Origin of the sequence: Thermoleptolyngbya sichuanensis A183 (assembly GCF_013177315.1) — a bacterium.
Taxonomy (GTDB): Bacteria; Cyanobacteriota; Cyanobacteriia; order Elainellales; family Elainellaceae; genus Thermoleptolyngbya; species Thermoleptolyngbya sichuanensis.
In genome coordinates this window covers 4335342-4348490 of record NZ_CP053661.1, presented here as the reverse complement: position 1 = coordinate 4348490, position 13149 = coordinate 4335342, and the positions used below count along the sequence as shown (strand labels likewise).

Below are 13149 nucleotides of genomic sequence, written 5' to 3'. Positions count from 1 at the left end.
TGATCCGGGCGTAGATCCTCCAGGCGTAGATCCTCCAGGCGCAGATCCTCCAAGCGCAGATCCTTCGGGCGTAAACTCTTTGGGCGTAACTTCAGCGGTCGATGGGGCTGTTCCGGCGCTTGTAGACTTTGACCGGGGTGACCACCGAACCCCTGAACCTAGCTCTGGCAGGGGACGCGAATCAGATGCGATCGCAGGTGCATCAGCGGATGGGCGATCGCGCTCCTGAACCGGGGCAGCAGGTGCAATATCGACAATCGCAGCAGGGGGAGGCGGGAAGCTAGGGGGCGGAACCGGGACGGGCATACGCAGCTAAAACTAAGTCAAACCATCAGGTCAGGCAAGCAGCCCTGAGTGCGAGCAGCCCTGGGGGTCAGTCACGACGCTTGACGACGCTTCCCACGATTAAGTGCCCTGCCGCGGCTGGGGGCGGAGGGTTGTTTAGACAAAAAATATTCGAGAACTATTCGAGATCTCGGCGGTTGGGGTTGCGCGAGGGGTCGTTGGACAGGAAGCCAAACACGAACAGGCTGATGAAGAACAGCACGACGATATAAACAATCACTTTAAGCGTCAGCATGGATACTCTAGCAGGGTTTCAAAAACAAGCTCCATTATCATATCGAAACGATGTCCCCTTTTTCGACCTAGGGTGAGCGCAACTTTTACCCGGTTTTTTCCAGAAGGCAGTTGGGAGTGTTGGGCGATTCCCGCAGGGATCGCTTCGCGAATCGCCCGCCTCCGTTTGCCAGCTTTGGCATCCGCTTTGGCACCCGCTTTGCCCCCATTTCAGGGACTCTCTGAGCAGGGCAAAATCCCGTTCAATAAATCCTTTTGGCCGCCATAGGCTCAATCGAAGCATCTGGGCTAAAGTCTTAGTGAACCTACTCTTTGAAAGCGTCCTGCTGTCATCGTGAATTCACCTGAGCCACCCGCCGCGCCGCAGCCGCCTCGTCCGCCCCGTCGTCGTCTCCGCCTGGCCTGGCGACCCGTTGCCCTGGGGTTGGGGCTGGTCGCTCTGGCAGGCAGCGTGGGCGGAACGCTGTGGGTGCGAAGTTTTTTGCGAAACGACCTAGCTCCGCTGCTGTCTACTACGCTGAGTGAGACGATCAACCGCCCCGTTCAGGTGGGCCCGCTGCAAGGCCTTGCGCTCAACTGGCGCGGCCAGGGCGAGATTGTGTTTGGCGAATCAGTCTTGCCGCCAACGGAGACCGATGGCGATCGCGCTACGGTGCAGCAAGTCCGCGCCCGGTTTAACCTCCTGGATCTGCTCCAGCGTCGTCTGGGGCTGGTGCTGACCCTGCAAAACCCCGACATTTTTCTCGACCAGACCGACGACGGCAAGTGGATCGCCATTGAACTGGCCGAAAGCGAGGACGACCCCCCGCTGAAGGTTGAGCTGCGGCAGCTATTGATCGCAGACGGTACGGTGACCGTGGCTCCCTCGGCGCAACTGATGATCGAGGCGGAAAAGCCGGGGGTGCAGCCTGATTCGGACTTATCGGTGCGGCTGCAACAGGTCAACGGCGAGGTAAACCTGGACTCCATCGAGGCTACCGATGCCAGCGGGGTGAGGCTGGAAGGGCAAAATATTCGCTTTGATGTCACTGGAAATCCTGGCCGGGGTGGGGCGCTGCGGCTGCGGGGCGAAGGGATCACTGTGCCCGATTTTCGGCTGAATTTGGTGGTGCAGTCCGATGGCATTGCCGTGCAGGATGTGGGGGCGCTGCTGGCGATGCCCGTGGCGCTAGAGGACGGACGGCTGTCTTCTAACCTGGAACTCCGGTTTGCCGACGACACGGTGACGGGGCTGAACGGGACGGCCCGGTTTGCCGATGTGGCAGTGGCGATCGCCGATGTGCCCAAGCGCATTACCCAGGCCGGGGCCCAACTGCGGTTTCGCAATCGGCTGATCACTATCGAAGACGGGCGCGTTACCTACGGCACGATTCCCGTTGAAGTAGAAGGAACCTATGACCTGCGTGAGGGCTACAACCTGTCCACTCGCGTCCGCAACGTGGATTTTCGCCAGATCGAAGAAACGGCAGACGTAGCGACCCCGATCACCCTTGCTGGGGCCTTTGATGCCGATGTGACGGTGACGGGGCCGCCCGATGGGCCGATTGTGGCGGGCATGGTTCGCAGCAGTCGCCCCCTGCTAATTGACAAAGTTGCCATTGCTCGCCTCAGTGCCCGCTTTTCGCTGGTGAAGGAGCGGGTTGATTTGACGGATCTGGTGGCGCAGCTTCCGGGCGGTGGCGTGGTGACGGGGGGCGGCGTGCTGGGGCTGGGCGAGGAGGCGACCGTGCAGGCGCGAGTCCAGGCGCGAAATCTGCCCGCCGATGCCCTGGCGCGAACCTACGGCGCAACGCTGCCGCCAGAAATCGTGCTAGGACGGGTTAATGCAACCGCGCAGGTAGAGGGGCCGTCTAATGCACTCCGCACGGCGATTCAATGGCAGGCGGCGGAGGCGACCTACCCAGCACGGGGGGAACTGCTGATTGCGGGCGAGAATCTGCGGCTGCAAAACACGACGCTGGAGGTCGCGGGCGGGCGCGTGAGTGCGGAGGGCGACCTGGTGGGCGATCGCTGGCAGGCCGTGGTGCGGAGCCAGGGGGTGGGGCTGCGGCCGTTTTCGCCGGAGCTGGCGGGCACGCTGGATGGCACGGTGCGGCTGGCAGGCACGCTGGCCGATCCGACGCTGGCGGGCATTCGGGCAGAGGGCGATGTGCGGCTGTCGCAGGGCGTGTCGCTGCTAACGGGGCCACTGACGGCAGATTTTCGCTGGCTGGGCGATCGCCTTGTGCTGAATCGGGCGGCGGCTCCGGGCTTCCGCGCCAATGGCACAGTCTTTGCACAGACCACAGGCAACACGCCGGAAATCTCTAGCTTTGACCTGGCGCTGGAGGTGCAGGACTTTGACCTGAATCGACTGCCTGTCACCTTGCCGCCCCAGGTGCGTGTGGCTGGGCGGACGGACTTTTCCGGTCGGGTGTCGGGCACGCCTGCTGCGCCGAATGTGAACGGACTGCTGGCGCTCAACGGGCTGGCCATTAACCAGCGCCAGTTTGATCCGCGCCTGGCCGGGCCGGTGCAGTTTGCAATGGGTCAGGGCGTGCGGGCTGACCTGACGGGCCGCCGCGACCAGATTTCGCTCGATCTGGATGGCAACTATCTGCCGCGCTCGTTTCTGCTGGTGCATGACGGGGCGCGGGCAGCAGGAACGAGGCGCAATCGCACGCTGGTCACCACATTAGAAAACCTGCCCCTAGACTGGTTTGCCCTCACCCCGGCAGCCGACTTGGGGCTGGGCCCGGTCACGGGCACGATCACCGCCAGCGCTGACGTAAACCTCGACACCTACGCCACCGAAGGCAATCTCACCATCGTCCGCCCTGCCATTGGCTACCTATTTGCCGACCAGTTCAGCGGGCGCATCACCTACCGCAACGACCGGATCGAGCTAGAGGACGGGCTGCTGGCACTGGCATTGCCCACCGAGCGGCCGCCCCTGGATCAGCCCTACAGCACGGTCGCAGTGAACGGCAGCGCAACGCTGGGCGACGACCCGCAGTTCGAGGCGACCCTGGAAACCGACAACGCCCGCATTCAGGACGTGCTGAATACCCTGCGCTGGTATGACTTCGACGACGTGGCGCGAGGCTTCCGGCAGCCGCCCACGGCCCAGTCCACCGACCTGGCCACCGTGCCCATACAAACGGGCGATCGCCCCATTTACCAGCAACTCCAGCGCTATTCCGAGATCCTGGCGCTGCTGGATCTACAAAAACAGCAGGACGAAGCCGCCAATCCTCTGCCTCGGCTGGCAGAACTGCAAGGCAACTTTGAAGCCACACTGAACCTGTCTGGTTCAGTGCGGTCGGGCGTGACCGCAGACTTCAACCTGGCGGGAGAAAACTGGCAATGGGGCGAGTTTAACGCGCAGCAGGTGATCGCCCAGGGTACGCTCCAGGATGGGGTTCTGGAACTGTTACCGCTGCGGCTGGGGTCGGACGAAGCCTTCCTCAGTTTTAACGGGCAGTTTGGCGCAGACGAGATTTCGGGCCAGCTTCAGGCGCAGTCGGTGGATATCACACCCCTTCAGGACATCGTGCGGTTGCCTATTAGCATCACGGGTCGGGTGAATGGTAACGCCTTTTTGCAGGGCAGCCTTGGCGATCCAGAGGTGCGCGGCGAAGTGAGCTTGTTCGATGCCAAGATTCAGCAGCAGTCCGTTCGAGATGCCAGGGCGCTCTTCAGCTACGACGATGCGCGAGCGCGGATCATCGGGCAAATGAGCGTCAACGAAACAGAACCCCTGCGCCTGCGGGCCGATATTCCCTACGCCTTCGATTTCATGGACGTATCGCCCGACAGCGAGGCGATCGCCATCAACCTCTCCGTCAAAAACGAAGGCTTGGAACTGCTCAGCCTGTTTACCAACCAGGTGGCCTGGGCCGGCGGCGAGGCGGATATCAACTTGGACATTACGGGCACGCTGAGTGCGCCGCTGGTGACGGGCGCGGCCGAGTTTAACGGAGCCTCGATGACCGCACCCGCCCTGCCAGAACCCCTGACCAACATCACCGGCCGCGCCCAGTTCAACACCAGCTTTGTGGATGTGGAAGGCATTCGCGGCCAGTTCCGCCAGGGAGAAGTGGTTGCAGAGGGCATCTTGCCGATTTTTGACCCCAATGATTTTCCACAAAGCGAAACAACCGTCAACCAGCCACTGACAGTCAGCCTTAATCAGGTCGTGCTGAATCTGAAGGGCCTGTATAGCGGTGGGGTCGATGGCGCAGTGCAAGTTACCGGAACCGCCCTTGCGCCGGTAATTGGGGGCGACATTGCGCTCACCAACGGTCGCGTCCAGTTGCTCAGCGGCGACGCGCCACCGCCCGAAGACGATCCCATTGACCCTAATGACATCACCATTCCGCCCCGGTTTGATAACCTGCGATTGAGCCTGGGGCGCGGGTTGCGAATTACACTCGACCCGCTGCTGGACTTTCTGGTGGCGGGCGAACTGCGGGTCAACGGCACCGTCCGGGCCCCCCGTCCAGAGGGAGAACTGCAAGTTCGTCGGGGCATCGTCAACCTATTCACCACGCAATTCAACTTGGTGCGGGGCTACAACAACACCGCCGAATTTACGCCGCAGCGGGGACTCGATCCTTACCTGCAAGTGCAGCTTGTGGCCTCAGTACCAGAGGTGACCCGCACACCGATCACGACCTCTAGCGGAGCCGCCGAGATTAACGAAACCCTGGTGACAGACTTGGGCAGCCTCAGTAATGTGCGGGTCATCGCCACAGTAGACGGCTATGCCAGCGAAATGCTGGATGGATTCCTCACCGGGTCAGACACGTTTGCGCTAACCAGCAGCCCCGCCCGCAGCGACAGCGAAATTATTGCGCTGATTGGCGGCGGCTTTATCAATACCTTTGGGCAGGGCGACAGTACGCTGGCGATCGCCAACCTAGCAGGTTCCGCCCTGCTCCCTGGCATCCAGGGTGTCATCAGCGAAGTGCTGGGACTGTCGGATTTCCGGCTGTTCCCCACGCTGCTGCCCTCCGAAAACGCCTCCAGCACCACCCTCGAACTCGCCGCCGAAGCGGGGATTGACCTGTTTGGCACTGACCTCTCCGGCTCTGTGCTGGCGATCCTGACGGCCGATGCGCCTGTGCAGTTCAACCTGCGCTATCGCATCAACGACCAGTTCCTAATCCGCAGCTACATCGACACCGATGGCGGAACCGGGGCGATTCTGGAATTTGAGACGCGGTTTTAGCAGCGTTGGGCTAGGAACCCTTCGTCACTCCGTCAGCACCTCAACTCCTGTAGCAGTAACCAAAACGTCATCCTCAATGCGAATGCCGCGCACATCAGCAAACCCTGCCAGACGATCCCAATTCACCAGGGCGGAATAGCGATCGCGCTTTTCTGGGTCTTGCAGCAGGGCCGGAATTTGGTAAAAGCCGGGTTCCACCGTCACCACCATGCCCGGCCGCAGGGGACGATCGAGCCGCAGATAGCATAGCCCGAAGCGATCGCTCCTCGTCCGCCCCGGCTCATAACCCGCGAGGTCGCCCAAGTCTTCCATATCGTGGACATCCAGCCCCAAGAGATGCCCCACGCCATGCGGGAAAAACAGCGCGTGGGCATCTTGCTCGACCAGTTCCTCTGGCGCACCGCACAAAATGCCCAGGCTCACCAGTCCTTCAGCCAGCACTCGCGCCGCCAGCAGGTGAATCTCGCGGTATTCCACCCCAGGGGCGATCGCCTCGATGCAGCGGTCATGGGCCGCTTGCACAATGTCGTAAATATCGCACTGGGTGGGCGAAAACTGCCCCGACACCGGCCAGGTGCGCGTCATGTCCGCTGCCCAGCCCAGGGGCGTTTCGGCTCCCACATCGGCCAGCAGCAAATCCCCTGGCTCCAGCCTATGTCCATAGTGGCAGTTGTGCAGCACCTCCCCATGTACGGTGACGATGCTGCTGTAGGCAGGGGTCATATCCGCCGCCAGGATCACCTGCTCCATGGCCGCCCGCACCTCGGCTTCGGTGGTGGCCGTTGCGGTTGCGGCCCTGCCTGCCGCGTGGGCCCGCCGCGTCACCTGGGCCGCCCGCCGCATTTCTGCCAGCGCCAGGTCATCGTGACAGAGCCGCACCTGGGCGATCGCCCCCACCAGGGCCCGATCCGGCTCCTGTGCCAACTTGGGGGCAACGAGCGATCGCCCCAAGAGCTTCTCTTGCTGTTGCCGCGTGGTGCTATCCTGCACTGCAATCGTCGCCGCGCCTGCACAATACTGCTCCAGGTCGGCCAGGGGCCGTGCGTCATCCGCGCCGATCTGTTCCGCAAGCTGCGATCGCGTCGGGCCAGGCCCGTGCCACAGCACCTCGGCGGGGGTTGGCTCGTCCCAGAACAGCGTCAGGTGGGAACCCTGGAGGGCGATCGCCGCCTTGGGTAAGTTCAACCCCGCGAAGTACAGAAAATGGCTGCTGGCGCGAAACGGGTAGGAATTCGCCGGAAAATTGCGCGAGGGACTCTGCCCCGACCACAGCACCACGGGAACAGAAATCAGGGTCGCAAGCCTCTGTCGCCGCTGGCGCAGCGCTGCCGCAAGGGATGGAGAACCAGACGCGGACTCAGCTTGCAGGAATTCGGCTTGCATGATTCAGAGACAGATAAAATACACCTAAAATACACCCTGATTCAAGCATTTTTTGCCCCCGGTCGGGCGATCGCCCCACCCAAAAGTTCTGCACAAAGTCGGCCCGAAAGGCACAAAGCCGACCCAAAAGTAAGACAGCGAGAACTCCGCAGGGCAGAACTCTCGCTGTTGCAAAGATTTAGTTGTTCTGAATGTGTCCTGAATGTGTCCTAAGTATGTCCTGAGTATGACCTAAATGCGTCCTGAATGCGTCCCGAATGCGCCCTGAATGCGTCCTGAAATCAATCCTGAAACGTGTCCCGAAATGCTGCTAGCCCGCAAGACAGAGGGACAGCCTGGACACTGGACATGAACACTAGTCCTGGACTCTGGGCCTGGACTCTGGGATACACACCGGACATACACACTTGGCATCCACCGGGCATACACACTGGGCAAAGCTGTTTGACGGATTACTTCAAAACGCCGAAGTAGTAGGCCGCCACCACAAAGTTGATGCCGAGCAGCAGCAGGGCCCAACCGGCGCGGAAGGTATAGGGAGGTTTGCTGGCGGGTTTGGATTTAGAAGTCATGGCAATTCCTAACAGCGATAAACAGCAGAGAATCTAATCGTTCATTATTAACCACAGCGGGGGACTTGATAACCCTCCGCTTGGCAAAACGAAACATTACAAATAGGGGGACAAATCAGGAGGACGAATCAGGGGGACAAGAATCAGGGGGACAAATTAGAGGGCAGCTAGAGGGCAGCCATCTTTTTCCCAAACCCCAGTTCCGTCCAAGCACGCCCCAAATCGTTTGCACAGCAAAACGCATGTACTATAGAAAATCCTGAGAACGTGTGTATTATGGCATTAAGAACGTATGTATTACGAAACCAAAAAGCTCGGTACATCTTTGCAATACGCCCGCAAAAGCTTGCAAATCACCCTGCAAATTATCTTGCAAATTACTGAGCGTGAATGCTAGTGCGAACGGGTTACGGAATTAGCGTATGGAATTGGAAAATCCATTGGGGTCTGTGATTCAAGGCTCCCTCAGCCAGGGGCTAGAGGTGCGGCTACACGCAGATGTGTCGGTCGAAGACATGCGCGTGGGCAAGTTTCTGGTGGTGCAGGGGCGGCGATCGCGCTTCTTTTGTATGCTCACCGATGTCTCTCTGGGAACCACCAACCCCCGCATTGTCTCCAACCCGCCCGACCCCAGCAACACCTTTTTGCAAGAAGTTCTAGCAGGCAGCGGCACCTACGGCACCATCAACCTGTCGCCGATGCTGATGTTCACCCCCACCGATGAACAGAGCGCCCCATCCAAAATCCAAAATCCAAAATCCAAAACCAGCCCTCTCCAAGCCAACACCAGCGCCATCGAGCTATTGCCCGTCAAAACCATTCCCAGCCACTTTAGCCAGGTGTTCGACGCGAGCGATCGCGACTTTCGCGCCGTCTTTGGCTGGGAAGACGACCCCCATCGGCGCAATTTTTCCGTGGGGCAGCCGATTGATATGGACGTGCCCATTTGCATCGATCTGGATCGATTTGTGGAGCGCAGCAACGGTGTATTTGGCAAGTCGGGCACGGGCAAATCCTTCCTGACGCGGCTGCTGCTGTCGGGCATTATTCGCAAGCGGGCAGCGGTGAACCTGATTTTCGATATGCACTCGGAATACGGCTGGGAGGCCACCAGCGAGGGCGGCTCCAAGTCTCGCGTGTCGATGGTGAAGGGGCTGCGGCAGTTGTTTCCGGGGCAGGTAAAAATCTTCACGCTCGATCCCCAATCGACCCAGCGGCGGGGCGTGCGCGATGCCCAAGAGCTATTCATCAGCTATGACCAGATCGAGGTAGAAGACCTGGCGCTGGTGCGCGGCGAACTGAACGTCTCGGAGGCAGCGCTAGAAAACGCCATTATTCTCCGCAATGAGTTTGGCAAAGCCTGGATTTCTCGCCTGCTGTCGATGAGCAATGAGGAGATTCAGGAGTTTTGCCAGGTGAAGATGGGCAGCCCAGCGTCGATTATGGCGCTCCAGCGCAAGCTGACCCGGCTGGATGATTTGAAATATCTGCGTCCCGCTTGTCCGCATAACTATGTGGGGCAGGTGCTAGAGGCGCTGGAGGCGGGCAAGCATGTGGTCGTGGAGTTTGGCTCCCAGTCGAACATGCTGTCCTATATGCTGGCGACGAACATCATTGCGCGACGCATCCACGCCAGCTACGTGCTAAAGGCGGAGCGCTTCTTGCAGACGAAGAATCCGGGCGATCGCCCCCACCAGCTCGTCATCACCATCGAAGAGGCGCACCGGTTTCTCGATCCGGCCACCGTCCGGCAGACCATCTTTGGCACGATCGCCCGTGAAATGCGGAAGTATTTCGTGACGCTGCTGGTGGTGGATCAGCGCCCGTCGGGCATCGACAACGAGGTGATGTCGCAGATCGGCACGCGCATCACAGCCCTCTTGAATGACGAAAAAGACATCGACGCAATTTTTACGGGCGTGTCTGGTGGGCAGGCGCTGCGGTCTGTCCTGGCGAAGCTCGATTCCAAACAGCAGGCGCTAATTTTGGGGCACGCCGTGCCGATGCCCGTCGTGGTTCGCACTCGCCCCTACGACGAAACTTTCTACGCCGAAATTGGCGAAACCGCCTGGGAGGAAATGCCCGATGCCGCCGTGTTCCGCGTTTCGGAGACGGCCAAGGCTGATCTAGGCTTCTGATCGCAGCGCAGCCACCTTCTCCCTCGCCCAGGCCCGCAGCGTCAATTCTGCCTCCACTTCGTCCTGCTGCGCCTGCTCCAAAAAGCGGTAGAGGTCGTCTTTTTCCACCCAGCCAAAGGTAGGACTGTGGCTCTGCTCAACATACTCGCCCGCTTGCAGGTGGTAAATCCGCCACTCGCGCCCGTTGTATCGCCAAAACTCTGGCACGCCGAGGCTGGCATAGAAGCGATTTTTGTCAATGTCGGTGTGGGTGATGTCTACTTCCACCACCAGATCGGGCGGCGGGTCGGTGGCAAAGTTAACCTTGCGGCCGGCAACCTGCGGCTGATGCTGAATGTAGTAGGCGCAGTCGGGTTCTGATCCGCGATTCAGGTCTTCCCGATTCATGGTGGTGGAACCCATGGTCTTGATCTTCATGCCCAATTCCACCACCAAGATTCTTATAAACAGTTCGATCAGCCTTAGCGAAAATTCGTGATCTTCCAGCGGCATCGTGATTTCGAGGGTTCCCTGATCATAGGTAAGGCGGGCGGCGCGGCTCTGGGGCAGGGCATCCAAAATTTGCAGATAGCCGTCCCACGTTAGCCCGCGCAAGGTGACGCGCTTTTCGCCCAGGACGGGTGGGCGGGCGATCGCCGTTTCTGCACTGCTCACGGTCTGCATCTCACCCTCCTGCACCTCACCCTCCTAAACCCACACCTCGACCATCAAAATCACCCCGTTGAAACTAGCCTGTTTGGTCTGCCTCTTTAACCCATTGATCTACTGATAATCGACCTACTGATGATCGACTGATCTACGCTGTCTCGCTCCAATCCAGCCCTATCCAGGGAGTTCGGTTTTCCCCCCGTACTAGCCGAACCTGATCTCTCCATAAATCGCTAGATGATAGGGAGACACGGTGAACATTTGTTTTGATTTCTCCGTCCTTTGTTAATGTTAAAGGTTTGATGTCAAAGGTTCTTACGAAAGCCGCTCACGATTCTTCACCTGAAAGCTCTTCACCTGAAAGCGCCACGCCGTCCTCTCGCCGTTCACCTGCAAAGTTCACCCGTTTGGATGAATGACCAACCCTTTACGGAAGCCTAAACTTGTATTATAGTCTTCATACAAGAGTGAACTCATAACGACTTCGCTTTTGTGATACCTCTATCGTCTGTCTACTTCTACTCTAGTTTCGCTTTTTGGCTCTCTGTCCTGGGCTTTCAGCGCCACGTTCAATCTGTTAGCGCTTTGACCATTGGTTTGACTGCCAGTTTTGACTGCCAAGAGTATTGGTCTATTGGTCTTAAGAAAGAGTTACTACTTTCCTGAAGAATGCCGCTAGTCGTAGTAGTATCTACATTCAACTTGCGTCTAAGCTGTTTTTAAGCTGCCCTGGGTTGGTTAATAGAGAGTCGTCCAGAGAGACGCACCCAGGCAGTGGTTTAGAGATCTCACCTGTTTTTGCCTCACCTGTTTTCGTCTGAGCGTCGCTTCTTTCGTTCGGATTTTCAATTCCTACTTCGGACTTGTTCGCCAGCCCCAACATCGTTCCACTGGTTTCCTCAGTGGGTATAGTCAAGCCTCTTCATAAGGCGGTTTCCAGGTCTAGAAACTGCACTAGAAGCTGGCTCATAAGTTAGTCTCTCTATTCTTTGCTTCTTTGCTGGGGCTAGTAGAGCGTCTGAACCATCCAGTTTACGTTTCCTGTTCGATTCAAGATTGTTCAACGGAGTCTCGCATTCATGGCAACCGCAAACACCACAGCTAAAACGACGAAACCGCTGTTTACCGCAGATATGGTGCGAACCTATCTGCACGAAATTGGTCGGGTGCCGCTGCTGACCCATGAGCAGGAGATTGTCTATGGCAAGCAGGTGCAGCAGATGATGGCACTCCTGGAGGCGAAAGAGGCTCTGGCCAACAAGCTGGAGCGGGAGCCTTCGCTGGCAGAGTGGGCAGCCGAGGTCAATCTGACGGAAGCCGAGTTGAGCCAAGCCCTGCGCGTGGGTCAGCGGGCAAAGCAAAAGATGATTGAGGCGAACCTGCGCCTGGTGGTGGCGATCGCCAAGAAGTATCAGAAGCGCAACCTGGAATTCCTGGATCTGATCCAGGAGGGCACGCTGGGTCTGGAGCGCGGCGTGGAGAAATTTGACCCCACGCGGGGCTACAAGTTTTCGACCTACGCCTACTGGTGGATTCGTCAGGCCATTACGCGGGCGATCGCCCAGCAGGCCCGCACCATCCGCCTGCCCATCCACATCACCGAAAAGCTCAACAAGATCAAAAAGGTGCAGCGCGAACTGACGCAGGAATTGGGCCGTGCGCCTACGCCCGCAGACATCGCCGCAGCACTGGAGCTAGAGCCAGGACAAATCCGTGAATTCTTGCTGATGGCGCGTCAGCCCGTGTCGCTAGATCTCAAAGTCGGCGACAACCAGGACACCGAACTGCAAGACCTGCTAGAAGACGACGGCGCATCGCCTGAAACCTTCACAGTGCAGGAATCGCTGCGGCAAGACATCCAAAACCTGTTGGCGGAGCTAACGCCTCAGCAGCGGGAGGTGCTGGTGCTGCGGTTTGGGCTAGAAGACGGCAATGAGCTATCGCTGGCAAAAGTGGGGCAGCGGATGAACATCAGCCGTGAGCGCGTGCGTCAGCTTGAGCGGCAGGCGCTGGATCACCTGCGTCGCCGCAAAGTCAACGTTCGTGGATATTTGGCCAGTTAATTCCAGCCAGTTCGTCAAACTGTCCTTTCTTCCCGTTTGTTTAACTGGATGCATGGGATGAATAGAGGTGGAGCGGTGCATACCCCCTCCACCTCTATTTCATAGGTGATGATGTGAGGGTCAGACGAGGAGGTTTTTTTCTAAGCCTTCTGCGCTGCCTCAGGGTCATCATTTTTTGCTGCATGTTTTGCTGTATGAATGCCCCAGCAAGCGGTGATTAAGATCACCTACTTGGGTGAGCGAATCGGGTGATTTGCCTCCTACTCTCGCTCTATAAAGTAAGGCCATAGCGGTTCAGCGGTTCAGATTCTCTCGCAAGGTTACGCACAGCTTCCGTCATCTCATTCCCAGGCTCGATCTCATCATCCTGTGGACTGGGCTAGGCTTCACTCAAGACTTCCGGCGCGGCTTCTAAAAATGTTCAGTAGTGAACTTTTCTAAAAAGTTTTGCAATTTTTTGAAGCGAAATCTGGAATTTGAATCCTTGGCGGTGTAGCTGTTCGGAGAGACGGTGGACGTTTCAAACTCTCGAAATTAGCCCCCTTTTCTTCAAG

The 13149-nt window shown here is 58.5% G+C and carries 8 protein-coding genes; 4 read left to right on the top strand and 4 right to left on the bottom strand.

The window, feature by feature from the left end; translation table 11 throughout:
* Positions 1-137 precede the first annotated feature (137 nt).
* Positions 138-284: a hypothetical protein gene (locus HPC62_RS18100; RefSeq protein WP_172357905.1), complete on the top strand. Its 147-nt coding sequence runs from the start codon at positions 138-140 to the stop codon at positions 282-284.
* Between the two features lie 179 nt (positions 285-463).
* On the opposite strand, the gene HPC62_RS18095 is transcribed toward HPC62_RS18100, so the two are convergent.
* On the bottom strand, positions 464-580 hold the full coding sequence (locus HPC62_RS18095) for a photosystem II reaction center protein I (protein WP_068509295.1): 117 nt from the start codon (positions 578-580) through the stop codon (positions 464-466).
* Between the two features lie 333 nt (positions 581-913).
* On the opposite strand from HPC62_RS18095, the gene HPC62_RS18090 reads away from it, so the two are divergent.
* On the top strand, positions 914-5791 hold the full coding sequence (locus tag HPC62_RS18090; RefSeq protein WP_172357903.1) for a translocation/assembly module TamB domain-containing protein: 4878 nt from the start codon (positions 914-916) through the stop codon (positions 5789-5791).
* A gap of 24 nt (positions 5792-5815) precedes the next feature.
* Here HPC62_RS18090 and HPC62_RS18085 read toward each other — a convergent pair whose 3' ends face one another.
* Positions 5816-7174, bottom strand: a complete 1359-nt coding sequence (locus tag HPC62_RS18085) for an aminopeptidase P family protein (protein ID WP_172357901.1) — start codon at positions 7172-7174, stop codon at positions 5816-5818.
* A 452-nt stretch (positions 7175-7626) separates the two neighbouring features.
* Positions 7627-7746, bottom strand: coding sequence for a photosystem I protein PsaX (psaX, locus tag HPC62_RS18080; protein ID WP_172357899.1), 120 nt, complete (start codon positions 7744-7746; stop codon positions 7627-7629).
* A 422-nt stretch (positions 7747-8168) separates the two neighbouring features.
* On the opposite strand from psaX, the gene HPC62_RS18075 reads away from it, so the two are divergent.
* Positions 8169-9884, top strand: coding sequence for a helicase HerA domain-containing protein (locus tag HPC62_RS18075; protein WP_172357897.1), 1716 nt, complete (start codon positions 8169-8171; stop codon positions 9882-9884).
* Here HPC62_RS18075 and HPC62_RS18070 read toward each other — a convergent pair.
* A complete protein-coding gene (locus tag HPC62_RS18070) occupies positions 9873-10547 on the bottom strand; it encodes a Uma2 family endonuclease (RefSeq protein WP_172357895.1) in 675 nt (224 codons plus the stop codon). The genes HPC62_RS18075 and HPC62_RS18070 overlap by 12 nt on opposite strands.
* Before the next feature lie 1064 nt (positions 10548-11611).
* Between HPC62_RS18070 and HPC62_RS18065 the strand changes: the two genes are divergently transcribed.
* A complete protein-coding gene (locus tag HPC62_RS18065) occupies positions 11612-12595 on the top strand; it encodes an RNA polymerase sigma factor, RpoD/SigA family (RefSeq protein WP_172357893.1) in 984 nt (327 codons plus the stop codon).
* Positions 12596-13149 lie beyond the last annotated feature (554 nt).

Bases quoted from the DNA above. Each gene is read 5' to 3' on its own strand.
- HPC62_RS18095 (WP_068509295.1), bottom strand. From the start codon at position 580: ATGCTGACGCTTAAAGTGATTGTTTATATCGTCGTGCTGTTCTTCATC.
- HPC62_RS18085 (WP_172357901.1), bottom strand. From the start codon at position 7,174: ATGCAAGCCGAATTCCTGCAAGCTGAGTCCGCGTCTGGTTCTCCATCC.
- psaX (WP_172357899.1), bottom strand. From the start codon at position 7,746: ATGACTTCTAAATCCAAACCCGCCAGCAAACCTCCCTATACCTTCCGC.
- HPC62_RS18075 (WP_172357897.1), top strand. From the start codon at position 8,169: ATGGAATTGGAAAATCCATTGGGGTCTGTGATTCAAGGCTCCCTCAGC.
- HPC62_RS18070 (WP_172357895.1), bottom strand. From the start codon at position 10,547: ATGCAGACCGTGAGCAGTGCAGAAACGGCGATCGCCCGCCCACCCGTC.
- HPC62_RS18065 (WP_172357893.1), top strand. From the start codon at position 11,612: ATGGCAACCGCAAACACCACAGCTAAAACGACGAAACCGCTGTTTACC.